This window comes from Sphingopyxis sp. Geo25 (genome assembly GCF_949769135.1).
Lineage (GTDB): Bacteria > Pseudomonadota > Alphaproteobacteria > Sphingomonadales > Sphingomonadaceae > Sphingopyxis.
This window is the reverse complement of the sequence record NZ_CATKOZ010000009.1, coordinates 44,652-70,623: the sequence shown is the minus strand read 5'-3', so window position 1 is coordinate 70,623 and position 25,972 is coordinate 44,652. Positions and strand designations below refer to the sequence as shown.

At 61.9% G+C, this 25,972-nt stretch carries 22 protein-coding genes; 12 read left to right on the top strand and 10 right to left on the bottom strand.

Features of this window, described 5'->3' with window-relative positions; genetic code table 11:
* Nucleotides 1-14: 14 nt before the first annotated feature.
* From QOL68_RS17855 to QOL68_RS17840, 4 genes are all read right to left on the bottom strand, one after another.
* Nucleotides 15-2,063, bottom strand: a complete 2,049-nt coding sequence (locus tag QOL68_RS17855) for an oxidoreductase (RefSeq protein ID WP_282950341.1) — start codon at nt 2,061-2,063, stop codon at nt 15-17.
* 292 nt (nt 2,064-2,355) lie between these two features.
* Complete coding sequence (locus QOL68_RS17850) at nt 2,356-3,678, bottom strand: NAD(P)/FAD-dependent oxidoreductase (protein ID WP_282950340.1); 1,323 nt, start codon at nt 3,676-3,678, stop codon at nt 2,356-2,358.
* Nucleotides 3,679-3,729: 51 nt separating this feature from the next.
* Nucleotides 3,730-4,146 carry a RidA family protein gene (locus QOL68_RS17845; protein WP_282950339.1) on the bottom strand — a complete coding sequence of 139 codons (417 nt, stop codon included), beginning with the start codon at nt 4,144-4,146 and terminating at the stop codon, nt 3,730-3,732.
* A 74-nt stretch (nt 4,147-4,220) separates the two neighbouring features.
* Nucleotides 4,221-5,360, bottom strand: coding sequence for an ornithine cyclodeaminase family protein (locus QOL68_RS17840; protein WP_282950338.1), 1,140 nt, complete (start codon nt 5,358-5,360; stop codon nt 4,221-4,223).
* Between the two features lie 523 nt (nt 5,361-5,883).
* On the opposite strand from QOL68_RS17840, the gene QOL68_RS17835 reads away from it, so the two are divergent.
* The 11 genes from QOL68_RS17835 (at nt 5,884) to QOL68_RS17785 (ending at nt 16,286) form a co-directional block, all read left to right on the top strand.
* The gene (locus tag QOL68_RS17835; protein ID WP_282950337.1) at nt 5,884-6,027 is read left to right on the top strand and encodes a hypothetical protein; all 144 of its coding nucleotides are present in this window, start codon (nt 5,884-5,886) and stop codon (nt 6,025-6,027) included.
* 442 nt (nt 6,028-6,469) lie between these two features.
* Nucleotides 6,470-6,874 carry a RidA family protein gene (locus QOL68_RS17830; RefSeq protein ID WP_283404334.1) on the top strand — a complete coding sequence of 135 codons (405 nt, stop codon included), beginning with the start codon at nt 6,470-6,472 and terminating at the stop codon, nt 6,872-6,874.
* Nucleotides 6,875-6,972: 98 nt separating this feature from the next.
* Nucleotides 6,973-8,373, top strand: a complete 1,401-nt coding sequence (locus QOL68_RS17825; protein ID WP_282950335.1) for an aldehyde dehydrogenase family protein — start codon at nt 6,973-6,975, stop codon at nt 8,371-8,373.
* 36 nt (nt 8,374-8,409) lie between these two features.
* Complete coding sequence (locus QOL68_RS17820; RefSeq protein ID WP_282950334.1) at nt 8,410-9,888, top strand: flavin monoamine oxidase family protein; 1,479 nt, start codon at nt 8,410-8,412, stop codon at nt 9,886-9,888.
* On the top strand, nt 9,881-10,378 hold the full coding sequence (locus QOL68_RS17815) for a c-type cytochrome (RefSeq protein WP_282950333.1): 498 nt from the start codon (nt 9,881-9,883) through the stop codon (nt 10,376-10,378). The genes QOL68_RS17820 and QOL68_RS17815 overlap by 8 nt, the downstream gene beginning before the upstream one ends.
* A 70-nt stretch (nt 10,379-10,448) precedes the next feature.
* Entirely contained in the window at nt 10,449-10,895 is a 447-nt protein-coding gene (locus QOL68_RS17810; RefSeq protein WP_282950332.1) for a nuclear transport factor 2 family protein, read from the top strand.
* A 133-nt stretch (nt 10,896-11,028) separates the two neighbouring features.
* On the top strand, nt 11,029-13,053 hold the full coding sequence (ndpC, locus tag QOL68_RS17805; RefSeq protein WP_282950331.1) for a 6-hydroxypseudooxynicotine oxidase: 2,025 nt from the start codon (nt 11,029-11,031) through the stop codon (nt 13,051-13,053).
* 68 nt (nt 13,054-13,121) lie between these two features.
* Nucleotides 13,122-13,868, top strand: coding sequence for an electron transfer flavoprotein subunit beta/FixA family protein (locus QOL68_RS17800; RefSeq protein ID WP_282950330.1), 747 nt, complete (start codon nt 13,122-13,124; stop codon nt 13,866-13,868).
* The gene (locus tag QOL68_RS17795) at nt 13,868-14,812 is read left to right on the top strand and encodes an electron transfer flavoprotein subunit alpha/FixB family protein (protein WP_282950329.1); all 945 of its coding nucleotides are present in this window, start codon (nt 13,868-13,870) and stop codon (nt 14,810-14,812) included. The genes QOL68_RS17800 and QOL68_RS17795 overlap by 1 nt, the downstream gene beginning before the upstream one ends.
* A 72-nt stretch (nt 14,813-14,884) precedes the next feature.
* Complete coding sequence (locus tag QOL68_RS17790; RefSeq protein WP_282950328.1) at nt 14,885-15,181, top strand: putative quinol monooxygenase; 297 nt, start codon at nt 14,885-14,887, stop codon at nt 15,179-15,181.
* A gap of 466 nt (nt 15,182-15,647) precedes the next feature.
* Nucleotides 15,648-16,286, top strand: coding sequence for a PilZ domain-containing protein (locus tag QOL68_RS17785; RefSeq protein ID WP_282950327.1), 639 nt, complete (start codon nt 15,648-15,650; stop codon nt 16,284-16,286).
* A gap of 342 nt (nt 16,287-16,628) precedes the next feature.
* Here QOL68_RS17785 and QOL68_RS17780 read toward each other — a convergent pair whose 3' ends face one another.
* Both QOL68_RS17780 and QOL68_RS17775 read right to left on the bottom strand, forming a co-directional pair.
* A complete protein-coding gene (locus QOL68_RS17780; protein WP_282950326.1) occupies nt 16,629-19,235 on the bottom strand; it encodes a TonB-dependent receptor in 2,607 nt (868 codons plus the stop codon).
* A 138-nt stretch (nt 19,236-19,373) separates the two neighbouring features.
* Nucleotides 19,374-20,618: a lipase family protein gene (locus QOL68_RS17775; RefSeq protein ID WP_282950325.1), complete on the bottom strand. Its 1,245-nt coding sequence runs from the start codon at nt 20,616-20,618 to the stop codon at nt 19,374-19,376.
* An 84-nt stretch (nt 20,619-20,702) separates the two neighbouring features.
* On the opposite strand from QOL68_RS17775, the gene QOL68_RS17770 reads away from it, so the two are divergent.
* A complete protein-coding gene (locus QOL68_RS17770; RefSeq protein ID WP_282950324.1) occupies nt 20,703-21,320 on the top strand; it encodes a TetR/AcrR family transcriptional regulator in 618 nt (205 codons plus the stop codon).
* A 12-nt stretch (nt 21,321-21,332) separates the two neighbouring features.
* Here QOL68_RS17770 and QOL68_RS17765 read toward each other — a convergent pair whose 3' ends face one another.
* The 4 genes from QOL68_RS17765 to QOL68_RS17750 form a co-directional block, all read right to left on the bottom strand.
* Complete coding sequence (locus QOL68_RS17765) at nt 21,333-22,100, bottom strand: aminotransferase class III-fold pyridoxal phosphate-dependent enzyme (RefSeq protein ID WP_282950323.1); 768 nt, start codon at nt 22,098-22,100, stop codon at nt 21,333-21,335.
* A gap of 21 nt (nt 22,101-22,121) precedes the next feature.
* Nucleotides 22,122-23,618, bottom strand: coding sequence for an NAD-dependent succinate-semialdehyde dehydrogenase (locus QOL68_RS17760; RefSeq protein ID WP_282950322.1), 1,497 nt, complete (start codon nt 23,616-23,618; stop codon nt 22,122-22,124).
* 899 nt (nt 23,619-24,517) lie between these two features.
* Entirely contained in the window at nt 24,518-24,742 is a 225-nt protein-coding gene (locus tag QOL68_RS17755) for a DUF2274 domain-containing protein (RefSeq protein WP_282950321.1), read from the bottom strand.
* A complete protein-coding gene (locus QOL68_RS17750) occupies nt 24,739-25,962 on the bottom strand; it encodes a TraB/TrbI/VirB10 family type IV secretion system protein (protein ID WP_282950320.1) in 1,224 nt (407 codons plus the stop codon). Before QOL68_RS17750 ends, QOL68_RS17755 begins: the two co-directional genes overlap by 4 nt.
* Nucleotides 25,963-25,972: the final 10 nt, after the last annotated feature.

The window sequence follows — 25,972 nt, the reverse complement described above, 5'->3', positions numbered from 1 at the left end:
GATCGGGCCTGATATTAGCGCGAACTCACAAGCGGGTCCCACCCGCCCCTTTCGCGAACGAAAGGTTTTTCGATCAAATAGTTGATATCGCCGATGGGTGCCTGATCCATCTCGCGACCGACCCGATGACCGGAATGGACGGCGTCAGCAATCGTGCCCGGCGCATAGCAGTCGCCAATTGCGTGGACAGTGACCATCGCTGGCCCCTCTCCAGCTGCCTTGCGCAAATCATGAAGCAAGCCGTCGCTCGGTGATCTTAGACAGACCATCACCACCGTCGCGGCGGGCATACGGACTGCCTTGCCGGTGTAGACGCACTGAACCTCGACCTCGTCGACGCCGATTTCGACCAGGCGTCTGGCTGTAACAAGTTTCACGCCGAGGTTAAGCAGGGTCTGGTGAACGGCTTCCCGCTCGGAGGTATATTTAAGCAGTGGGGACGGCTCCGGGTCAGGGGTAAGGAGTGTAACGTCCAGCCCTTGCCTGGCGAGCTTCTCGGCGATGACACCTCCAAGATAATAGCCTTCATCGTCATTTATAACGACCGGCCCTTCGATCGTCCGGCCCGCCATCACGTTATCGGGCGTGATGACATGCGGCTGGTCCCAACCGTTGACGGGAAATCTGTTCGCTTTGCCGATTCCGTCCCGATCCCATGTCGATCCGGTTGCGACGACTATTGTTGTGAAGTCGAAATCGGCCATATCGGAAGCCTGAATTTCGCTTCCGAGATAAATATCGACATTCGCCAGCTTGTGGATCTGGCCAATTCGATAATCGGCCACGCGCCGGTAGGTGGCCAGGCCGGGAAGCGCCGATTCCAGCACGGAGCGCCCACCCAAAAATTTGCTCCGCTCCGAAAGCGCAACAGAATAGCCGCGCCTTCCCAACGTGAGTGCCGCTTCGAGTCCTGCCGGGCCGCTTCCGATCACCAGGATGCGTTCATCGGACATTTTCGCCGGAATCCGCTCCGGGTGCCAGCCACGCCGCCACTCTTCGCCGGTTGTCGGGTTCTGTGTGCAACGAATTGCGCCGCCCATATATTGCATGGAAAGGCATGTGTTGCAGCCTATGCACTCGCGAATATCCTCGATGCGGCCTTCTTCTATTTTTCTTGGCAGAAAGGGGTCGGCAATCGACGGACGCGCCGCGCCAATCAGATCGATCAACCCGTTTTTGATGAGCGACACCATGCGATCCGGCGACGTGTATCTCCCCACGGCAACCACCGGCTTGGTCGTCACCTGTTTCACGAAGGCAGTGAATGGCTCCTGCCAACCTTCGTCGGCAAAGCGGGCAGTCATCACATCGAGATTGATATTCTGAACATTAACGTCCCAAAGATCGGGCAGCTCGGCCAGCATCTCGACGACCCGCCGGCCATCGCCGCTACAGGTGTAACCCGCATCGCCAAGACCCTCATCAACGCCAAAACGCACGGCTACGGCGCAGTCCGACCCGATTTCCTCTTTGGTATCCTCGATCAACTCGCGCAGGAGCCGGGCGCGGTTCTCGATCACACCGCCATATTCATCGGTGCGCCGATTGACACGCTCGGTAATGAAGTCGCCGGGCAAACCCATCATGTGGCTTGCGTAGACATATACGATGTCGAAGCCGATATCGCGTGCGCGCCGGGCAGCAGCGCGGTGCCATCGTCTGACATCGACGATATCCTGCTTGTCCATCTGCCGGACGACAGCCGGTACATCCATTGCCGGCCTGGGCGAGGCCGACATCGGGCGCTCTCGGGACATGCGGTTTCCGGCGAGGGCGCCCTGATGGGTCAATTCGCACCCGGCAAGGGCACCGTGCTTTTGTACCGCTTCGACCATGAGCTGCAGCCCAGGCATGTCATCGTCCGACCAGAGGCGCTCCCCGCCGCTGGGAGACGAGTCCGACGAAGGATGAATCATGCAGAGCTCGGTGTTCACGACGCCCCAGCCTCCTTCGGCTTTTATCTCTCGGAATTTTGCGGTCGCGTGCGGAGAAAATGTGCCAAGCGCCGTACAATGCGGGACCTGGTAAAAGCGATTCTTCGTGGTCTTCGGTCCGATTTTCACGGGCTCGAAGAGAATGTCATATCGTGGATCACGCACCTTGCCTGCACCTCCCGTGTTGCCGCCCCCGCCGGCCGCCGAAGTCCCGCCGCAAGCCCGAACCTGCGGCCATGTCGCAGCGCCGCCGATCTCTTCGCCGCGCGCCGCATCAGCGACTGAGGCCGAGGCAGTCAGCGTCGATCGGCCACCTTCAAACCCGTCTAAGCCGACCTGATCCGGCGGCGCCGGTCGTAGCGGCTGCCTAGCGGCTGATCATCGCTGCAACGGTGCGCGATCCTCGCCGGCTGCCCGCGGCTCAACCCGGTTTCCCTTTGAAACGCGCGAAACTATAGGGCGTGGGATCGACGATCGGCGTCGACCCTGTCAGAATATCGGCCGCAAGCTCGCCCGCCGCCGGCGCAGTGCCGAAACCGTGCCCCGAAAAGCCGGAGCAGACGATCAATCCCGGTATTTCCGAGACCTGGTCGATGATCGGTAAGGAATCGGGCGTCACATCCACCGTTCCGGCCCAAACTTCCGCGATTTCGGCTTCTTCAAAGACGGGCCAGGCCGCGCGCAGGGCGGCAAAGGCTTCGTGTATGGCGCCCTCATCGACGGCGGGATCCTTGATCCTCATGCGCTCGAAGGGTGATTTGCCTTGGGATTTCCAGCGGCGAGGCAGGGTAAAGTCTTCGAAAAATTCGCGTCCTATCCCTACACGCAGATATCGGCCTTGCGATCTGAGCGAGGACAAATATTTGTGTCCGATAAGCAGATGATCGAGCGTGATCGGCGCTTTGACGGCGCTGCGCTGGGTAACGACGAAGCCGCCGTCGGCACGCTTGCGAAACGAGAAATCGGGTCCGCCGACCGCGATCCCGGTGGGCCCTTCCATGGGAGCGGTGCGCGCAACCGAAACGGTGAGCGGCAGCGTCGGGAGACCGATACCGACGTTGCCAAGGAAGCGCCGCGACCACAAGCCGCCTGCCAGAAGGACAGTGTCGCAGTTGATCTCGCCTCGTTCGGTAACGACGCCGGTGACCCGGCCTGCAGACCGAACAAGGGAGCGCACGGCGCAATTCTCGACGATGACCGCACCCTTCCCGATAGCGGCGCGCGCAATGGCCGATGCCGCGAGCGACGGCTCGGCGCGCCCGTCGGATGGCGTGTAGATACCACCCGCCCACTTTCCCTGCCCCCCTGGAACCAGTCGATCGATATCGTCCGGGGTCAGAAGGCGCGAATCGAGGCCGAAAGGTTCCACGGACCGGATCCAGGCGTCATGGGGCTCCATCTCCGCCTCGCTTCCGGCAAGGAAGAGAATACCGGCTTCCCGATAGCCGACATCCTCCCCCAACCTTTGCGGGAGCTGAGCCCAGAGCCGGTCGGATGCGATCGCCAGGGGCACATCAGCCGGGGCGCGGCTCGTCTTGCGGACCCAGCCCTGATTGCGTGAGGATTGTTCGCCAGCCACAACGCCCTTCTCGAGGACGACAACCGGGATTCCGCGCTCGCTGAGCGTAAGCGCCGCGACCAGACCGACAATCCCGCCCCCGATGACTACGACAGCTGCGGAAGACGGAAAATGCTCACATGTTTGTACAGGCGCGATATGCGGTGCCACGAGGCTGTCCTTCAATCTGAACCACAAGTTGAGAATTGGGATAGGCGCTGGATAACGGACTCGAAGCTAGATCTTCCGCACTTCTACATTGCCCTTGGAGGCCCCCCGATAAGCAGTGACTTCAAGCTCGACCTTGTAAACCGCGGAGCTGAGGGGCGGGCATGTCAGCGTCATCGCGGGATCGACACCGCGAAACCGCTCTCCTATCTTGGCCATGACGGCGGGCGTGTCGGACGGATCCTGAATGAAGATGCGTGAGGCGACCACATCGCCAAGGCTTGCATCCACCGCCTGCAGCGCGCGCTCGATATTGGCGAGCACCTGCTCTGTTTGCTCGGTGACGTCCTCCGGAATCTCCTGCGTCAGAGGATTTCGCCCTGCCGTATTCGAAACGAAGATCCAGTTGTCGACGCTGACCAGACGCGAATAGCTCGCCAAGTCTTCGTAGCGCGAACCCGTTTTGAGCTTTACGATCTCGATCATATTGTCTCCAATTCAAACTATGGGAAAGGCCGCCCATGCCGAAAGTCCATCTCCCCTTCGCGCTACCCTGCGCGTCACCGCAGAACGGGCGCATCCCAGAGATTGAGCGACTGCCCGATGCCGCGCGCGACGGCGTTGCGATAAACGACGGTGCCCCAGGCAACATCCTCGACAGGCATCCCGCCGACCGACAGGATGATGATTTCATCGTCATTTCGCCGCCCCGGCGCTTCACGGGCAACGATACGACCAAGATCCTCGAGATCGTCTTTTTCCATCCGGCCACCGGCAATTAGATCCATGAATTTGACGCCGATAATCGGTATGATGTTGTGCGCGGGCTTGGGCAGTTCGTCGAACCAGGCTTCGTAAAGACCGGTGTTATCGACCACCTTGCGGATGTCCTTTGCTTCCATGGCCTCGTCGATTTCACAGGTCGACGGCATCGCCAGAAACGCGCCGGGCTTCACCCACTCACGCTTGACGATCGGATAGGTCGCGGGATCGCCCGCGGCGCCCGAACCACAGAAACTGATGATATCAGACCCGCGAACAACCTCCTCGATCGTGTCGACAAGCTCGACATTCACGATCTGCGGCATGTCCGTCTTCAGCCAATCGAGAAAGCTATCGAGGCTCGCTTTACCGCGCGCCTTGATTTTGATGGTGTCGATCTCGGGACAGACGGCACGCAAAGCCATAAGCGTTGTCTTGCCCATGACGCCCGGACCCATCAGCCCGAAGATCCTTGAGTCCTTTCGTGCAAGGTGGCGGGCGCCTACCCCCGGGATCGCGCCGGTCCGGTAAGCCGACAGGAGGTTCGCAGACATGAAGGCGAGCGGGGCGGCCGTATCGGCATCGTTGAGCACGAAGGTGAGGATCGAACGCGGCAGACCCTTTTCCCGGTTTTCAAGGTTCGATCCGTACCATTTCACGCCTGCGGTGCGAAACCGCCCGCCGAGATACGCGGGCATAGCCATGAAACGGCGGTCGGCGGTTCCTTTCGGCATGTCGGGGAACGGGGAATTCTCCGGAAACAGGACCATTGCCCCGTGGGAATCATTGTTCGCTCCCGCCATGCGATAGTCGCCGTGCCACAACAGACCGAACATCTCCTCCATGGTGTCGACGCACATTGCCATGTCGGTCACCCCGGCTTTGATCATGTCCTGTTCTGACAGATACAAAAAATCTATTTTTGCCGATTCAGTCATTGTCACACCTTCTATTTTGCCCACCCGCCCCTCGCGACACGGGACGAAAGCGACATTCGCTCTCACGGCCATCAACAAACAGGCCTCGATCATGAGGCACGCGATCGCTCGCCGAACCAATTTCCGCGTGCGTACACAATTTTAGGCGGGCCCGGGCGCTGCGCCCGGCGATCGGATAGCGATCCGGACCGCCCGGCCTCCTACAGCTAAGGACCGGTTCGCCCGGCACCGCAATTCTCCTCCGCCCACCAGCCGACCGAATTCTCTTCCACCGCTCTCCTCGCCGCGTTCGCGCGTCCTGCTGCAACCGGCGTCGCAATAGCCTCAAAGAGAATCGGGCGCTGCGATGAATCGACGATTGCCATGAACATGCATCTCAACGAGCCGCGCGACCATATGGCCAGCCAAATTCCATTTATTATACAAACGATGAATTTGTGAGAGTGTCAATCGAAATATCTGCGCCCGCGCGGCCTGTCGGCCGGTGAAAAGTCCCAAGTGTAATAATTGCCGGGAGACGCAGATGGCGGAACTGGCCCTCGGGGGCGAGCGCCCACGAGAAATGTGGGAAAACGGCAATATCGACATCGCTCCCATTTCACCCTTGCCGCGCGGCAATTGCGTCGGACGGAAGATCACAAATTATCCTATAGAAGAATTATTTTGATTTTCGCTGCCCCCGTGAGACGATACGAACCAAGGTGTCCAGCCGCATCGGCGACCAAATGGAATTCGCATAAAAATAGCGGTAATCAAGCATCTTGGCTCATATCAGGCATCAACGCATCCCCGTCGCCTGCGCCAGGACCACTCTTGATAGATAAATCGTCATCTGCATAAATTAGTTGCGGATGGTGACGGAATTGCTACAAATTCGAGGCGTGCACGGCCGAGTCGACTCCGCACAGTTGTGGGGCAGCGACCGATCTCGCGCGCGACTTGAGGAGCATGAAGATAAGCCACGATCGACCCCCCAGGCGGCCCGGCGACAGGTCCAGGGCTTCATGTCGCCAAGGCGCGCAGGCGCAAGTGGCTGGCCCGTATCGCCTGCGATATCGGCCGTGCGCCCGCTCGCGAGTGCACGAGGGCGGGTTGGCGGGTCATACGTCATGAAACCCCAGTCGTTCCGTTTGATCCCCGACATGGAAGAGCGATATTGCATGTCCGTCGGCGTGCGCGCCGGCGACTTCCTGTTTATCGGCGGGCTCTTTGACGTGGACGACGAAGGCAACGCCCTCCATCCCGAGGACGCCGCCATGCAGTTCAGGGGCATCTACGAACAGATGAACCATGTGCTTGCAGCGCATGGCGGCACGGCGGCCGACGTGGTGAGCGAGACGATCTATTATGGCTGCTCGGCCGAGGAATATAGCGAGCGGCTGGTTCCGCATCGGCTGGCATTCTACCAAGGCTGTAATGGCCCGTCAGTAGTTGGCGTGCAGGTTGCCGGCTTCATCGAGCCCGCCATCCAGGTCGAGGTCACGGCCGTCGCCTACCTGCCGGCTCGCGCATGAACGGAAGGACTTCTCGATCGATCTGGCCCGGAGACGCGCCGCAAGTGGGGAGCTCGCATATGCGAACCCGCGTAACTGAAATCCGAATGGGGTAAACGATGCACGCTTATAAAATGCTCATTGACGGGCAGCTGGTCGAAGGCGCGAAGACAATCGAAGTCGTCAACCCCGCGACGGGCGAGCCTTTCACGACCGCCCCGGCAGCGGACGAAGCGCAGCTCGACGCGGCCGTGGCGGCCGCGCGCCGCGCCTTTCCTGCTTGGGCGGCCACGTCGTGGGAAAAGCGGCGGGATTGCCTCCTGCAGTTCGCGCAGCGGCTCGAGGAAGAGGCCGAGGACTTTGCGAGACTGCTCGTCAGGGAACAGGGCAAGCCCCTTGCGGAAGCGCGGTTCGAAATCGGCGCCACGTTGCAGGGGATACGCTATTACGCCGGCGCCGAGCTGCCCGCCGAAACGCGAAGCCATTCCAATGGCAGCTACGAGATCGAGCGTCGCCCGCTCGGGGTCGTCGCCGCTATTACTCCGTGGAACTACCCCCTCATTCTGGCTAGCAACAAATTCGGTCCCGCCCTGCTGACGGGCAACACGGTGATCTTGAAGCCTGCGCCAACCACGCCGCTGACAAGCCTTGAGCTGGGCCGGCTGGCATGCGGGATTTTCCCTCCCGGCGTGTTCAACGTCATCGCCGACGACAATGATCTCGGCTCCCGCCTCACCGGCCATCCCGACATCGCCAAGATATCCTTCACCGGGTCGACCGGAACCGGCAAACGCGTCATGCAGGGCGCCGCCGAGACGTTGAAGCGCGTGACGCTGGAGCTGGGCGGCAACGACCCCGCCATCGTCCTCAGGGACGCCGATGTGGAGGCGGCCGCCCGGGGCCTCGCCGCCACCGCCTTTCTGAACGCGGGCCAGATCTGCGCAGCGCCGAAGCGGCTTTACGTCGCCGATCAGATTTACGATCTTTTCTGCGAGCGGCTGGTCGCCGCGGCCAGAGCCTTGAAGCTCGGCGCCGGGGATGAGGACGGGGTTACGCTCGGTCCGGTCCAGAACAATATGCAGTTCTGCAAGGTTCGCGAGATGATCGACGAGGCTGCGTCACAAGGCAGGGTGCTGACGGGCGGCCATATCGCCAATCGCCCCGGCTTCTTCATCGAGCCGACGGTGATCGCCGATCTCGACGACGAGGCCCGGCTGGTCGCCGACGAACAATTTGGACCGGTCGTCCCCGTGCTTCGCTTTTCGGATGAGGGCGAGGCGATCGCGCGTGCCAATTCCGGTCCATACGGTCTTGGCGCCTCCATCTGGTCGCGCGACAGCGATCGGGCGCGCGCGCTCGCGCGCGATCTCGATGCAGGAACCGTCTGGATCAATCAGCACGTCGCGATCCAGCCCGACATCCCGTTTTCGGGCGCAAAACAGTCGGGTATCGGTGTGGAGGGCGGCATTGAAGGCGTGCTCGAATTCACCCGCCTTCAGGTAATCAACGCGGCGGCTTGACGGGCCTGGCCACCGGATAATGGAAGAGGATATGTCGTGACCAGCCATTTGGAAAAGCCGAGACTTGGAGCGAGCCAGGCGGTCGACAGGCGCTCGCTGATGAGACTTGGCGCTGCCGCGGCCGGCGCGGTCGCGCTTGCGAGCTGCGCCAAGGAAAATCCGGAACGCGATACGCGCGAAGGCGGTGGCAAAGGCGGTCCCTATGATGTCGCCGTGATTGGCGCGGGTTATGCCGGCATCACCGCGGCGCGCGACCTGGCGGCAAAAGGCTGGCGCGTCGTGGTACTGGAAGCGCGTCCGCGAATTGGCGGCCGCACGTTCACCAGCGAGTTTCTCGGCCGCAAGATCGAGTTGGGAGGCTCGTCGGTCCACTGGGTCCAGCCGCACGTCTTCGCGGAGATGCAGCGCTACGGCTTCGGCTTCGACGAGGTGCCGCTCTACAATCTCGATGCCTCCTACATCATGACGGCGGACGGGAAGGTACACAATGTCGCGCCCGCGGCATTCGACACGCTTTACAGCGATGCGTTCAACAAGTTCTGCGCCAACTCGCGCACCCTGTTTCCGCAGCCGTACAAGCCTTTCGCCAACCCCGACGTCTTGAAAATCGACGACACCTCGGCGGCGGCGCACATCGGGACGCTAGGTCTCGACCCGCTGCAGAGGGCGGCGCTGAACGCGGAACTCGTCCTTTACGCCGGCGCGCCGACCTCGGTTTTCAGCTATGCAAGCTTCGTCAAGCTTTTCGCACTCGCGTCGTGGGATCCCTTCACCTTCACGGATTCGGAAAAGCATTGGCACATCGCCAATGGCGGCACCGCCGCGCTGGCGAAGGCGATCCTCGACGACAGCAAGGCCGATGTCCGGCTCGGAACCGTTGTGAAGGAAGTCGAACAGACCGGCAAAGGCGTCATCCTCAGGACCGCCGACGGCCAGACCGTGGAGGCGAGGGCCGCAGTGTTCACCCTGCCTACCAAAGTCTATCCCGATATCGAATTCAAGCCGGGGCTGTCCGCCGCCAAACGCGCTTTCATCGATAATGCGGAAATGTGCGACGGCGCGACGATGTATATGCGGGTGAAGAAGAATATCGGTAATACATTCACCTTTTGCGACGACCCCAATCCGCTGAACGCCATTCAGACCGAAGAGTTCAGCGACGAGATCGGGACGATCCTGAAGGCGACCATCGGGCGGCAGTCCTTGATCGATATAAACGACAAGGACGCCATCACCGCCGAGCTGCGCAAGATCCATCCCGGGGTCGAGGTCACCGACATCGCACCGTACAACTGGGTCAAGGACCCGTTCTCGAAACAGGCATGGCCGTCCTACAAGGTCGGATGGTTCAAAAAATACAAGGACATGGCAAAATCCGAAGACCGGCTGTTCTTCGCCGGCGCCGCCACGGCCGATGGCTGGCATGCGTACATTGATGGCGCTGTCGAGAGCGGAATCCGGGCCTGCCGGGAAGTGACTGAAAAGCTTGCAAGAGAGGATGCGACAAATGGATAACGCTCATATCGGCAAATTTCGACTGGCGTTCCTGACAGGCCTCGTTCTGGCCGGGACCGCTGCCTGTTCAAAGCCAGCCGAAGAAAACGGAACTGCCGGCGCAAAAACCAGCGCCGAGACACCCGCCCCGGCCCCCGCCGCCGCGCCCGACACCTATGCTGCGCTGGCGGCCGATGCGGGCCAGGTTGAGGCGGGCAAGAAATTGTTCAGCAACTGCGCGGTCTGCCATTCGGTCGATCCCGCGACGCCATCGCCCGCGGGGCCGCAACTCATAGCGGTTGTCGGCCGCCAGATCGGCGGCGCGGCGGGCTTCCCCTATTCGCAGGCGCTCGCAAATGCCGGAGGGGTTTGGACGCCCGAAAAGCTCGACGCATTCCTGAAGGATCCGATGACCGCCTACCCCGGCACCGCCATGGCCTTCGGGGGATTGGCGAAGGAAAGCGATCGCAAGGCGATCATCGCATATCTCGCGAGCATCCCAGCGAAATAGCGCCTCCCCTTTCGCGCAACGAAGCTCCCCTGTGCCAATCGTTGCGCGATTGGGGGCGTAGTTCCGGCTCGTGGTTTCCGAAACGAATTCTGGAACTCGTCTTACCGTATCGGCACCGTCAGGAATTTTCAGTATGAATAGCCTATCAGAAATCGCCAGCTCCTTCATGGGGACGTTCAACGCCGGAGATTATGAGGCCATGCTGGCATTCATTTCCGAGGGCGCCGTATACAACGACCCCCACGGCAACGAGCATGAGGGCCGCGCCGCCATTGGCGACGCCCTTGCTCCCGGCTTTGCCGTATCCGACAGCCATTCGCGCTATCAGGTGACCTCGACGTTGATCGACGAAGAGCAATCCATGGCGCTCGTTACCTGGACCCTGCACATAGCCGCGCCCGACGGAACGGCATCCGCGATCGACGGCCTCGATATACTCCATGTCCGCGACGGGAAAATCGTGCGGAAGGACGCTTTTTGCAAGGCAGCCGATCTCGCCTTCCGGAAGACCGCCTGACCCTGCCTGGATGCGCGGAGGGGATCAGCCCCGAGCGCGGCTGTTTTGAAGACACCGATCCCAATTGGGTCGGGACTGCCTACGGAATGCCGGAAACGCTCATCATGGCGCGACCGGACTGACCAATTCGCCGATGGAGCGACCTATGCGAGATCCACGCTACGACATCCTCTTCGAGCCGGTACAGATCGGACCGGTGAGGACCAAGAACCGGTTTTACGTTGTCCCGCACGCGATCAGCATGGGGATGTCGTCGATGGACGAAATGGTCGCTTACCGACAGACGCGGGCCGAAGGCGGCTGGGGCGTGATCTGCATCGAAGAGACGATGATCCACCAGACTTCGGACCATGCTCCTCTTCCCGACCCTTGCCTGTATGACGACAGGCATATCGCGCCTATCGCAAGGATCGTCGAGGCGGTGAAGGAACATGGTGCGTTGGCCGGTGTCGAACTGGCGCACGCCGGCGCCTCGGGACCGGCAGCCTATTACCGGGAACATCCGCTGTCTCCAACGGCCAAATTCCCGCATTATTTCAACAATCCGATTTCCGCGAGAACGATTGACAAGCAGGACATCGCCGAATTCCGGCGCTGGTATCGCGACGCGGCCGTTCGCGCGAAAACGGCAGGATTCGATATCGTCTATGTCTATTGCGCGCACAATCTGTCGCTGCTGCAGGACTTTCTCGACACGCGAACGAACAAGCGGACCGACGAATATGGCGGTGCGTTCGAGAACCGCCTGCGCCTGCTCCGCGAAACGCTTTGCGACGTCAAGGACGCGGTCGGCGACGGTTGTGCGGTCGCCGTTCGTTTCGCGGTAGAGGATCGACGAAGGGTGTCGAACATCACCGCGCAGGAAGATGGCCGCCGGGTCGTCGAGGCTCTGGCCGATGTTCCCGATCTCTGGGACGTCAATGTAAGCGACTGGCCGTGGGACAGCGGCAGCAGCCGCTACTTCGAGGAAGGCCAGCAGGAACCCTTTATCGATTTCGTCAAGAAGGTGACGAACAAGCCCGTGGTCGGCGTGGGCCGCTTCACCTCGCCCGATGCAATGGTAAGCCAGATCAAGCGCGGCATCCTCGATCTGATCGGTGCCGCGCGCCCTTCGATTGCCGACCCATTCTTGCCGAACAAGATCGACGAGGGCCGCCACGACGACATTCGCGAATGCATCGGGTGCAATGCTTGTACTGCGGAGGTCATGACCTCGGTGCGGATACGTTGTACGCAAAACCCTTCGGCAGGCGAAGAACATCTGATGGGCTGGCATCCCGAAAATGTGCCCCCCGCGCATGACCCCGACAAGAATATCCTGGTTGTCGGCGGCGGACCCGCCGGGCTCGAAGCCGCTCACACGCTGGCCAGGCGCGGTTATCAGGTCTCGATCGCCGATGCCGGCTCGGAATGGGGCGGCCGCCTGGTGCGCGAACGCAAGATGCCGCGCCTGAGCACCTGGGGCCGCGTGATCGACTATCGCGTCGGGCAGCTTCAGACGATGGCGAATGCCAACATGTATCTCGACAGCAGCCTGACGGCAGAGGACGTCGCCGGTTTCGAGGCCGACCATGTCATCGTGGCGACCGGAGCGACGTGGCGCCGCGACGGCGTTGGCCGCAATCACGACGAGCCGATTCCCGGATGCGACCTCCCCCATGTGTTCAGCCCGGAAGATATATTGAGCGGCCAGCTGCCAAGTGGTGAAGTCATCGTCTATGACGAGGATTATTTCTACATGGCAACCGTCGTCGCCGAACGCCTTGCCCTCGCCGGCTGCAAGGTCACCTATGTCACCACCGCGAGCGATCCCGCGCCCTGGACCTTGAACACGTTGGAAATGGTCCACGTCATCAATTCGATGAACGAAATCGGTATCGAAATCATCGTCGGAACATCGATCGTCAGCATTTCGGAGGGCGAGGTCAAGACGAGCCGCCTGCTGACCGGTGCCGAGGAGCTGCGATCCGCAGACGCGGTGGTGCTGGTCACCGGGCAGATATCGCACGACCATCTCTATCACGAACTGGTCAACAAGCGCGACGCCGGGGAGATCCTGTCCCTGGAGCGTATCGGCGACTGCCTCGGCCCGGGACAGATTGCCCAGGCCACCCGGGATGGTCGAAAGGCCGGCATGCAGTTTGGCAGCCAGACATGATGGGAAACTGACTGCGGTTCAGCCTTAGTCCGCGATCCGCGGTAAGCCGCAACGCAATGGAGATCTCGATGAAAATCCTCGTGCCCGTGAAGCGGGTGATCGACTATAATGTGAAGCCGCGGGTCAAGGCCGACGGCACCGGCGTCGACCTTGCCAATGTCAAGATGAGCATGAACCCCTTTGACGAGATCGCCGTCGAAGAAGCGATCCGAATGAAGGAAAAGGGCGCAGCGAGCGAAGTCGTGGCGGTCTCGGTCGGGCCGGCCAAGGCACAAGAAACGCTGCGCACGGCGCTGGCGATGGGCGCGGACCGGGCAATCCTGGTACAGACCGACGATGCGGTCGAGCCGTTGGCCGTTGCGAAAATTCTCAAGGGCATTGCCGAGGAGGAAGCCCCCGGCCTCATGATCCTCGGCAAGCAGGCGATCGATGACGACTGCAACCAGACCGGCCAGATGGTCGCCGCCCTGATGGGGCGTCCGCAGGGCACATTTGCCAGCGAGATCGAATATGCGGACGGGCATCTCAGGGTCACGCGCGAGGTAGATGGCGGCTTCGAGACCGTTCGCCTCGCGCTTCCGGCCGTCGTCACAGCCGATCTGCGCCTCAACGAACCGCGCTATGCGTCGCTGCCCAATATCATGAAGGCGAAGTCCAAGCCGCTCACTATGAGGTCACCGTCGGACTATGGGGTCGATGCCACGCCGCGCCTCGCCATCCTCAAGGTGTCCGAACCGCCGATGCGCCAGGCGGGCATGAAGGTGCCCGACGTCGAAACCCTCGTCGCCAAGCTCAAAGAACTCGGAGTAGCCTGATGTCGAAAGCTCTTGTCTGGGTCGAACATGACAACGCGGCCATCAAGGATGCGACACTCGCCGCCATCACCGCCGCGTTGCAGATCGGCGAGGTCGATCTCATCGTTGCTGGATCGGGCTGCGCCGCGGTGGCCGAGGCCGCATCGCGGATCGCGGGCGTCGCAACGGTCTATCTCGCCGACCACGCCGCCTATGCCCATGCGCTCCCGGAAAATGTTGCGCCGCTGATCGTCGACCTTATGGGCGGGCACGACGCCTTCCTCGCGCCCGCTACCTCCAACGGCAAGAATATCGCGCCGCGCGTCGCCGCGTTGCTCGACGTCATGCAGGTCTCCGATATTCTCTCGGTCGAAGGGCCCAAGACATTCACGCGCCCGACCTACGCGGGCAATGCCATCGCGACCGTACAGAGTTCGGACGCCAAGATGGTGATCACCGTGCGCAGCACCGCCTTCGCCAAGGTTGCGTCCGAAGGCGGATCGGGATCGGTTGCGGCGGTCGCCGGGGGCGGCGATGCGGGCCTCTCGAGCTTCATCGGAGCCGAGATCGCCTTGAGCGAGCGCCCGGAACTCACCTCAGCCAAGATCATTGTCGCCGGCGGCCGCGCCCTGAAGGATGCGCCCACGTTCGAGGCGACGATCTTCCCCCTGGCCGATACGCTCGGTGCGGCGGTCGGTGCCAGCCGCGCGGCGGTCGACGCGGGCTATGTGCCCAACGACTATCAGATCGGACAGACCGGCAAGATCGTCGCGCCCGACGTCTATATCGCCGTCGGGATATCGGGCGCTATTCAGCATCTTGCGGGAATGAAGGACTCGGGGACGATCATCGCGATCGACAAGGACGAAGAGGCGCCTATATTCCAGGTCGCCGACATCGGACTGGTCGCAGACCTGTTCGATGCGGTCCCCAGCCTGACGCAAATACTTCGGGAAGCGAAATGACACCGTCGCGATCCCCCGATTGGGGGATCGCGTCCAGCATTGCGCGTAGTGGCCCGGTCAGAAAGGACCAGCATGTCGAAACCGGTCAAGATCGTGGCCCTGTTGACGGCGCGCGCCGATCGGCCCGAAGATCTGAGGTCGCTCCTCGAGGGAATGATCGGACCAAGCCGGGCGGAACCGGGGAATCTCCGCTATGATCTATGGCAGGACCAGACGAGCCCGCTACGGTTCGTGCTCGATGAACTCTATGCTGACGAGGCCGCGGTCGCCGCACATCGCCTGACCCCGCATTTCAAACATTATCTCTCGGTCATCAACGACCTCGCCGACCGCGTAGCCGTGGTTCTTGAACCGGTCCGGGTGGATTGACCTGGCCCCGCGCAATGCTGGGCGTCTCGTTGTCAGCGGCTCGTCAAACAACGCCGACCGGCGCCGGATAGCGGAAACCCGCCTCGAGTACATCTAAGGGGGAATAGCGCACTCTCCGTGCCTCGCCCCCGACATCCTTCTTGCGCTCTGGTACAGAAAGGAATTCCGGTTTGAGGGCGGAACCTCCCGGCTTGTCCGCAAGGTCAAGGCGAGCGAACCGGCAACGTCGGATCGACCGACATTTACCCTTCACGGCGTCCCGTCTGCCTCCGTCTCCGGCAGCGGAGGCTCGGCTAAAAAATTACGCTTGCCGTAGCGTAAATTCACTATAAGCAGAATTTCAGACCGTAATAGTTCGTGGCGTGTGGGAGCGCCGCGACGATATCGACGTCCGGCGTGCAGCCGGCGACTGCGCGCGGTTCTTCTCTTGGTCGAACCCGCACCTACGCCTGGGGAGGGGCCAAGGATGAAGAGCAGCAGCAATAGCGATCCGGAAAATCAGAGGCCCGGGGACGACGGCCAAGATGCCGCCACGCGCAACCGGCGAGGGTCGGAGCGTTACCGGACCGTGTGCCGCGTCGCGCGCGTGCAGCGGGCACATGATTCAGGTTTGTGGCGGGTGCGCAATATATCGAACCATGGTTTGATGCTCGCGGCTGATACGCCGGTGAGGATTGGCGAGAGGCTCGAAATTTCCCTCTCCGAGACGACGACTGTCCGCGGCAAGATAGTCTGGGCAGAGCGCGGTCGCTGCGGGGTCGCCTTCGACAAGCCGATTGCTGCCGCGGCTGTGCTGAGAGCCCTTGCCTGCGAACAGCGCAGCGAGAGTTATCGAGCTCTCCGCCTCCCGGTCGAGGTCAAGGCCGTTATGGCGCTGCGCAACGATGCCCGCCCGATCGACCTCGTCGATATCTCCCAGCAAGGTGCGGGTTTTCGCTATGACGGTGTGCTTGCGCCCGGGACCGAGATAGAGTTGCTACTCCCCGGCGGCGAACTTCGACGCCAGGCCCTTGTGCGCTGGTCGCGCGGCCCGCGCGGCGGCCTTTGGTTCACACGGCAACTCGACCGAGCCGATCTGGAAAGCATCTCGCTCCTGCGGGGATAGATCGCACGGTTCCGGACGGGGACCCGAATCTCCCCGACCCCACCAACGTCCCCAAATTTAGGGCTCCACCGTGACGATTTCCGGCGATCAGACCGCGCGGGGATCGATCGGCAGCGACGTCTGTGACACGGTGAAGACTAGATGAAGAGGATGATCGCAAGTGGCACCGCCGCGTCATTCTCCTTCCGGAGCGCGGGAAACGATCTCGCGCGAGGAAGTGAGGAGGCAGCGCAAGAAAATGGCGATAGATCGCGATCCGCCCCGACCGGGCGTCCGCATATTGCTCTCTGCCATCCGCTGCCGCCCTCTCTATAACGGGTCAGGACTGATTATGTGCTGACCCTAGAATTTGGTGCGCACCGTCACGCCATATGTGCGCGGCTCCTCGAGAAACGCCATCCGCGACCGGTGGCCTGTTCCGCCACGCAGCGGGGTGTTGGCGGTGATACCGCGGGTGATCTCGTTTGTCAGATTCACACCCCACGCTTCGAAGGTGACCCGGCCATCCGGGGTCGACACCCCGAGCCGGGCGTTCAACTTGAAATAATCCTCCTGATAATCGAGTGGTAACGGATCGAACGGCGCAGCGATTTCGGTCGGAGTAGTACCGGTGCGGCGCTTGCCCGAGTAGTGAAGATTCGCGTTTGCGAGCAACCCCCAACCCAAGCTGTTGAGCGGGCCGTCGTAGGTCAGTCCGGCAACCCCGCTCCATTTTGGCGCATTGGTCAGCGACTGGCCGCATAGCGTCTGGACCGTCGCAAGGGCTGCCCCGGCGATACCCCGGTCGCAATCGCTCGGATAGCGCGCGTCGGTGTAGGCGACCGAAAAGTTCACGATCATATGGGGATCAAATCGGCCGAGGAACTCAAATTCGGCACCGGTCGATTTGGCGGAAGCCACGTTGAATGTCTGGAACTGGATCCCGGTAAATTCGAGCACCTGAAAATCGGACATGTCCATGTGGAACACGGCAAGGTTCGCGGTTGCCTTGTCATCGAGCAGCGCGGTCTTGAAGCCGAGTTCGTAGGAGTCGACTTTTTCGGAATCAAAACGCGGATCGAGCCCGCCGGCGGCAGCGAGCGGGTCGAGGTTGAACCCGCCCGATTTGAATCCGTGAGAGTGGCTGACATATGCCAGGAAACCAGCATTGTTATTGTACGCCAACTGCGCTGTGTACGTCAGCTCGTCGTCCTTGAACTTCAGATCGAACTCGCGCGGGAGCGGCAGGACGGCCGAGCCGGGCAGGTTTGCCGCGGTCGTGAACGGGAAGCAGTTCAGCGCGAGCGCGCCCCCTGCCAGTGCCTGCGCGGCATCAGAGGGCAGGTTGACGATCGTCGTGAGGTTGGTGACGATATTGTTGAAACCATTCGCGGTCGTGGCGCAGGCCGGCGAGCTGGCCGATAGCTGATCGAACGCACCATCCTTTTGCTCTTCGACATATCGTGCGCCAAGCGTCAGGCTGATATTGTCGGTCAGCTCGATCACATTATGGGTGAAGACCGAGAAGCTCTTGGCTCTCTGCGTGAAGTTGTTGATCGCGAAACTGCCATCGGTATCCACGCCAACGGTCGTAGGCAAAGCGAAATTGGGCACAGGCCCTACACCTGGAACCGATGTGACCCCCGTCGTCTGTGCCAGTCGCGTGAGCGCGAACAGCGGATTGGGGCCGAACGCTGCGAAGCCGTCACCGACAGCATTGAACAATAAGGTCGAGGCATAAGCCTGATAGTCCGGCCCGAGGCCTATCGCCTGGATCTCGCCGATCTTCTCGTCCGAATAATAGGCGCCAAATAGCCAGTCGACGCGATCGTTGAAGGCTTTGCCCTGCAGACGAAGTTCATGCGTCATAGTCTTCGCGTCAATGCCGCTGAAGGGCAGATTGGGTACGAACGCGCCCGGTCCTACCTGATATGTGTCGAGGCCGATGTAATCATATTGGGTGTTCCGTGTCTCGAAATCGCGATACGATCCAATGTAGGTCGCCTGAACGGCGCCCAGGTCATATTTGAGTTCCCCCGACAGGCCCCACTGCTTGCTGTTGTTGACAAAGCCCAAGTCGCTCGAAAGCCGGCGGCGTACGGCGTTCTGGCCGAAATCGTTCACTCCGCCGTTTGCCGTGAGCCCGTAGGCCCCGAATGCGCCCAAGCCGCGCAGTTCGGTTTCCCGAAGGATGACTGCGGTGCAGCAGTTCTCGTCGGATTCCGCATAATCGCCGATCAAACGCAGGCTGAAGTCCGCGGTCGGCTCCCATAGCGTCTGCCCGCGGAGGATGAAACGATCGCGATTCTGGCTTTCCTGGCCACTGGTCGTGCTGGTGACGAAGCCGTCTCGCTCGCGGTAAGCACCCGAGACCCGTACGCCGAGTTGCCCTTCGATTACCGGGGCACTCACGCCCGCCTGCACGCCAATATAGTCGAAATTACCGGCACTGAGGTTGGCGAAGCCCTCGAATTCGTCGAGGTTGGGGCGCTTGGTGGTGATGCTGAGCGCGCCAGCGGAGGTGTTGCGCCCGAACAGGGTCCCCTGCGGACCGCGCAGAATTTCAAGGCGCTCGAGATCGAGCAGGTCGCCGAGCGCTATGCCGGGACGCGACTGATACACACCATCGATGAAAACGCCGACCGAGCTTTCAAGCCCGGTGTTATTGCCCGTGGTGCCCACCCCGCGGATGCGGATCGAGGTGCCTTGTGTTTCGGTCTGCGACGACTGGGCGTTGAAGCTCGGCGAGATGGACGACAGCGACTTGATGTCCATAACCCCCTGCCGCTCAAGCTCGACAGGGGCAACCGCCGTTACCGCGATCGGGATGTCCTGAATGTTGGCGGCGCGCAGAGTGGCGGTGACGATGATCTCGTCACCCTCCTCGGCTGCGGCCGTGCTGTCTTGAGCATATCCCAGGGCTGGAACGGCCGCGCACACACCAGAAAGCAATGCAATAATAGTTCTCATTTCCGTCCCTCCTCAGCGGAGCAGTCCATTACATAACTTCTGCTCATTTATTTAAATTATTTGCTACCAGTTCAACTGTTCTTATGTTTCTATACTTCTAAAAGGCCAAATCATTTACCATAATCATAGTGAATAATATTAGATAGCCGATCCCGCCTTCGAGACGCTGGCCACACTGACTGATGTCACTGGCGACACCGGCGCCCCTCGAGCCTCGGCGGGCAGGTCTGCGGCTTTGCCTCCCTGACGCAACGACCTCAGCGGTGCGCGTCCGGTGACCCGCCGGACGAACGGCAGCGTGTCAGCCAGGGAGAGGTACGGCAGATCCATATGGTTCGCTTCGTAGCAATGATATTCGACCTCGCAGCCCGCCGCGCTTAGCTCTTCGGCAAGACGGCCAACGGTTCCCGGCACGCAATATTCGTCGACCGCACCCTCGGTCAGGAGAATGGGGCGGTCGAAACCGCCCCGCGGCGCCTCGAGCCCGGACATGTCAATATTGGCAAAGATGCGCGCCGCCGCTTCCGCGTGAGTCGAATCACCCGGCGCGAGACGGAATAGCGGCTTACCGAGCATCGGCATGAACGTGTCGAGCACCGCGCCCGGCTCCGCCAGCCTGCTCGTGCACCAGGCATTCCACAGCGCCAGCCCGTCGCTGTTGAGATGCGCCTCGACCTCTACCGACGGGTCATGGTATGAGGCGGCATGCAAGACGAGCGGCAACAGAATGCGCGCCATGTCTGTCATGTCCGCCACGAGTGTGGACCATTCGGTCGGAGGACATTCAGCGACAGCGCCGCGATAATCCAGTTCGGGGGCGGTAGCCGTTGCGATCGCAGCGGTGAATAGCGTAGATTGTCCCCCTTCGGACGCACCCATGGCGACCCATATCGCGGACAACTCGGATGTGAGCTCGCGACCCGCTCGCACGGCATCGATCTGGTTGGCCGCGAGCGTGGGACCGTGCAGATAGGGATGTGGACCTGCAGTGCCGCGTCCCTCCTGGTCCGACAACACCACCGCATATTTGGCCTGGAGGAACGACGGAATTGTCGTCCAGGCCGGGTAGCCAAGCACGGTCGCGAGCGGGTCGAGCGAAGGTGCCGCTATGGAGGTAATGCCGGTCGTCCCGACGGCATAGGAGACGACCGCCCAACCCTCCTGAGGAGGCTCGCCATTCGGCAGGAAAACGAGGCCGCTGACGGCGATCTCGGTGCCTGCGCAGCCGATACTGACATACAAGACGCGCCAGCCCCGCGCCGCGCCCCGGATGAGTTCGCTCTCGGCCAGGGGCTCGCTGCGCAACAATGTCCCCCGCGCCATGCCGGACAAGTCTTCGGACCATGCGTAGAAGGGCGCTGCGGGATCGAACGGCTTGCTCATAAGATCTCCCATTTTGCCTTACCATATGGTAGAGCTATTTTCGGGCATTTTATTATGCGAATGTAGAATTGGAGTCAAGCGTCGATGGAAGAGACAGACGAAAGTGGAAATGCGACACGGCAAGACGGCCGCGCATTGCGCTACCAGCACCGACGCCCCGAGCTGCTCGAGGCGGTGCTGAATCACTTGCTCGACAACGGCCTCAACGGTCAGTCCGTCCGGGCACTCGCCGAATCGGTCGGCGTCTCTCACGTGACGCTGCGTCATCATTTCGGAACACGCGAGCAGCTGTTAGCCGAAGTTTTCCGAGCGATTCTCGAGCATGCCTCGATCGCCTCCCACTTCGCGCGACACGATCTGGTTTGGGTCGTCCGCGACCAATGGCAGCGGTGGAGCCAAGCCGAAGGGCAACGCTACTTCCGACTGGCATTCGAAGTGTACGGGCTCGCCATAAGCCAACCCGACAAGCACCGAGCCTTCCTCGCCGGGATGGTCTCGGACTGGATCATCCTCATCGTCAACCGCTTGGTCGAGATGGGCTACCGGCGCCCGGAGGCCGAAAGTCTGGCGACCCGCATTCTGGCGCAGGTGCGCGGACTCCTGATGGACCTACTCGCTACCGGTGACCACCAGCGCGTCACGGCAGCTTTCGAAGAGTTCGCGTCCCAGTTGGCAACCGAGATCTCCCAAGCGCTAACATAAAGATGCGCGTCCTCACGGCATCTTGCCATGCCACGCGGGATGACGACGCCCCTCTGCGAGACAAGGGGGTGGCACGATTCCTCCGGTGCCGAGGACGGGCTCGCCAATGAAAGCTGCGATCGTGTCGGGCCCTTCCGCGAGGATCAGTTCCTCAAGCTTGTCCGCACAATGCTGCGCGAAGGCTTCCTCGCTCATTGAACGATCGTCGCGGCGGAAATAATAGGGCGCCTGCGTATGAAGGATCGGCGCCCGCGGAAGGTCGAACGCATTGTGGAACGCTTGAAGGCCGGTCAGAGAGCCGGTGATAACCCCCGAACCATGATAGCCCCGCCAGCGGGAGATGATCTTCTTCTTCTCGGGACGGCCGAGAACATTGTTATAATACCAGATGAGCTTGATGTTCGTCTCGTTCGCGTCGGAACCCGAAAGGCCGAAAAAGACGCGGCTCATACCTTGGGGGGCGCGGTCGATGATCATTTTGGCGAGGGTTACCGACGCATCTGTGCCGTGCCCCACATAGGCGTGATAATATGCCAGCTCGCGCGCCTGCTCGGCGATTGCATCGGCGATCTCGGTGCGCCCGTAACCGACGTTGACACAGTAAAGACCGGCGAACGCGTCGAGACTGGTCCGGCCTTCCCTGTCCGTGACGAAAACGCCCTTCCCTCCTGCCATGATCCGGTTCGGGGTTTCACCGCGCGCATGAGCGCCCATATGGGTCGAGGGATGGAAGAAATGATCGCGGTCCCAAGCCGCCAATTCGCTGCTGAAGTTCGACATGCCATTCTCCTTGAAATGGGCCTAGATAACTGAATCAAAACAGATATATTTGAGCTCGGAGAAGGCGTCGAGGCCGTGGCGCGACCCCTCTCTGCCGACGCCCGACTGTTTCCAGCCTCCGAACGGCACGGGACCGCCGGTGATCTTCACGCGGTTGACCGCGACCATCCCATATTCGAGAGCGCGCGCGAGGCGTTTCTGGCGAGCGCCGTTAGCGGTCACGACATATGCGCAAAGGCCGTATTCACTGTCGTTCGCGCGCGCGATGACCTCCGTCTCGCTATCGAAGGCCGCGACAGCGGCGACTGGACCGAAGGTTTCCTGCCGCATGATGAGAGCCTCGTCGGGGACATTCGCAAGCAAGGTCGGCTGATAGAACAAAGGGCCTGCTGAATGACGCGCGCCGCCCACGACCAGCCGCGCGCCCCGCGTCCGCGCATCGGCAACCTGCGCTTCGATCTTTGCCATGGCACGCTCGTGCACCAGCGGGCCGATATCGACACCCAGCTCCGCTCCCGGGCCGACCCGAAGCTGGGCGATCCGCGCCGCAAAGCGTTCGAGGAAGGTCGCAAGGACCGGCCGCTCGACATAGATGCGGTTCGCGGCGAGGCAGTCCTGCCCCGAGGTTGCGAATTTCGCGTCGACGGCAAGCCGCGCCGCCTCGTCGGGGTCGGCATCGGCAAAGACAATGAAAGGCGCGTGGCCGCCCAGTTCCATGACAAGCCGCTTCATGCTCGCAGCCGAGCGCGGGGCAATAAGGCGACCGATTTCGGTGGACCCGGTAAAGCTCAGCGCTCTCACGCGCACATCGTCGGTGAGGCATCCAACGATCGCCGCGGGATCGCCCGTCACTACATTGAACACACCGGGGGGGATACCGGCACGCTCGGCGAGTTCGGCGAGCGCCAGTGCGGACAGGGGAGCTTCGCACGAGGGATGCGCGACGACAGTGCACCCGGCGGCGAGCGCAGCAGCAGCCTTGCGCGTGATCATCGCGCTCGGAAAATTCCAGGGCGTGATGACGGCCGCTACGCCCAGCGCTTCCCGGCGCACGACCATTTCAGCGTCGGCGAGATGGCTCGTGACGCTCTCTGTATTGAGACGTCGACCCTCTTCGGCAAACCATTCGATAAAGGAGGCAGCATAGTCGATTTCTCCCAGCGCCTCTGCGAGGGGCTTGCCCTGCTCGAGTGTGAGGAGGCGAGCGAGGTCCCGACGCGCACTGACCACAAGATCATGCCAGCGTCGGAGCAGGCGGGAGCGCTCCTGGGGCAAAGCGCTGCGCCAACCTGGCAACGCGTTCGCTGCCGCGTCGATCGCGCTCCCGGCTTGGCCAGCCTCGAGCGAAGCAACCCAGGCGATTGGTCGCGCACAGGCCGGATCGCTGACTTCGAAGGTTTTTCCATCGGCGCCCGCGGTCCAGCGGCCGTCGATGTAGGACAGCTCGCGCAGGAGCTGACGGTCGGTCAGTTCTGCGATATCGGGGTGAAAATCTCGCGGTGCAAGAACTGCATTCATCTTCGGGCCTCCCTCATCGCCCCAGAGTAGCGACGAGGCAGAGAGAGATTGTCCAATGTTGGAAGTCGCGAAGCGCGTTCAGTCCAAATCCGCGCTGCCTGGTAGAGAGACTATCTAGACTGCAAATTCATCCTGCTTTGGGGAATGGCTACGCGCCGACCTCCGCAGCTCGGCTCGCCGGCTTTTCGAAGCCTGCCGGCGTCCCAAAATCCAAATGGTTGCGGTCGATCAGTTTTGAACTCGGAACGCAAAAAACGGACATTGCCGCCAATGAGCAAGCGCCGATGGCGGACGGCGAATTTTCGAGCAGGCGTTCAGCGAATTCGCGCGCTGCGGACAAGGCACCGCCCTCGGGCGCGGGCGCGTTCACAATGCCCAGGTCGAGTGATTCTTAAGTGTCGAAATGGCGCCCCGTAAGGATCAGGTCCATCGTGGCCTTTCGGCGGCCTCGACAACATGCTCGGTTCCGTCCCGAGTAACGACTGTAATCGTGCTCATCGTCGAACCGCTCAGGCCTTGCGCACGGGGAGCGCGTCGGGGACAGCGAATGATGAATCCGCGTGCCCGACGATTGGTTAGCCGGGAAAAGCTGAGAACTTTGCGGTTCACAGTACGTCGGCAAACTGGCTTATTCGAGCACCTCACCTCAATCGTCGCGCCTACCAGAGCGCCCGCGTCTCCATCCAAGCAAGGACATCTGCCAGCTTGAACCGCGGCCGCGGCACCCTGCCCCGGCTCACGTCATACTCCTTGGGGAAGCCAACAGGGCGGTCGCGCCGGTAGCGGTCGATCGTCCGGCGCGAGAGCCGGGCTACGCGAGCAAAATCCTCCACAGTGATGAAGCGCTCGCTTGGCGCCGGGGGCTGGGCAGTACGGCGCGGAGCGCGATCGCCGCGCATCTACGATTCCCTGCGCCGCTGTTTGCCGAACTCCCGATCGCTTGCAATGAAGCGCTCGATCATTGGACCAATCAGTCGCTCGGGGGGCAGCGGCGTCACCAGACCGGTCAGCTTGGCGTGTACCCTCGCATAGTCCGCAAGATCACGGACAAGTGCACCCGGCAGCTCGACTGTCAGCTTGACCGGCTTTTCGTCAACTACGGGTCCGAGCCTAAGCTTGCTCATCTCGCGTCTCCTCCTGTCTGGTCTAGGACAAGGTCGCGCGTCACAAGCACCCGAAAGGCAAAGCCGGGCCGAATGGTGATCGTAGGTGCAATGGAAAGCTCGCGCTCCACAACTCGCCGACCTGCCTCGTTCGTGCTGTCCTGCAAGCCCGATCGGAGCGCCCGGACAAGATCATCCTCGCCGCCCGCGGCCAGCTCGGTACCGACGCCGAGGAGCGACGAAACCAAAGCGGCGCGCAGCATGCGCCCCCAATGATTGTTCACGCGATCCTCGAGTCCTGCATAGCCGGTGGCATCGGCACCCGGCTGGCGGTCAAGGCGAATAGAGCGCCCTCCGGGCAAGATGAGCCGGTCCCAAGCGAGCAGGACCCGGCGCTGGCCCGCCGCGACCTCGCTGTCATATTCGCCGATCAATCGGGCGCCCTGCGGAATCAGGAGCAGGCGCCCGGTCGGGCTGTCGTAGATGTTCTGCGTAACCTGCGCCGTGATCTGGCCGGGCAGGTCGGACCGGATTCCGGTAATCAGAGCCGCCGGAATGACGGTTCCCGCCTGGATGATGGAGGCCGAACCAGGCGCGACGACGCGCTCAACGCTTTCGATCGCGCCACGCGGACCGCTGGCTAGAAAGGCCTGCCGGCGAGTTGCTCCACCGCTCGGATCGCTCTGAGGCTGGACTTGCGAAGGCGGCGTCTGCGCCAAAGCCGTCCCGGACACCGCCGCGCTGCTCCCCCCGAGGAAGAGCCGGCTGCCTTCGGCGGCTTCACGCTCCTGGAGAGCGCGCAGTCTCGCCTGTTCGCGGGCCGTTTGCGCCGGGTCAGGTGGCGGCGGTCCCATCGCGGGCGCGGGCATCGGCTCCCCCGCCTTCTGCGCCGAAACGATCGGTCGGCCGAGGTCGCCCGGCAGCGGCGGACCGAGTTTCGGGACGGCGCCGTAATCGGCTGGGGCGCCGGTTACAGTCTCCGAGCGGTTCGGTGCCGTGACTTCATACAGTTCCTGCGCGGCTCTGGGATCGACCGGCCGCAGCGCCCAGAGCAAGGCACCACCGATCGCGATCCCGGCGGCCCCGCCCAGCACGGCGAGAGTCTTTCGCGACAAGCGCATGACACGCGGCAGCTCGCCCCCAAGGCGAAAGCCATCGGGGCTCGGCGGCGCAATCGCCGCCGGCTCCGCTTCCGGCGCCGACGCGATCGCCTCCCGGCCATCGATTCGATCCTCGGGCATGCCTTCCTGC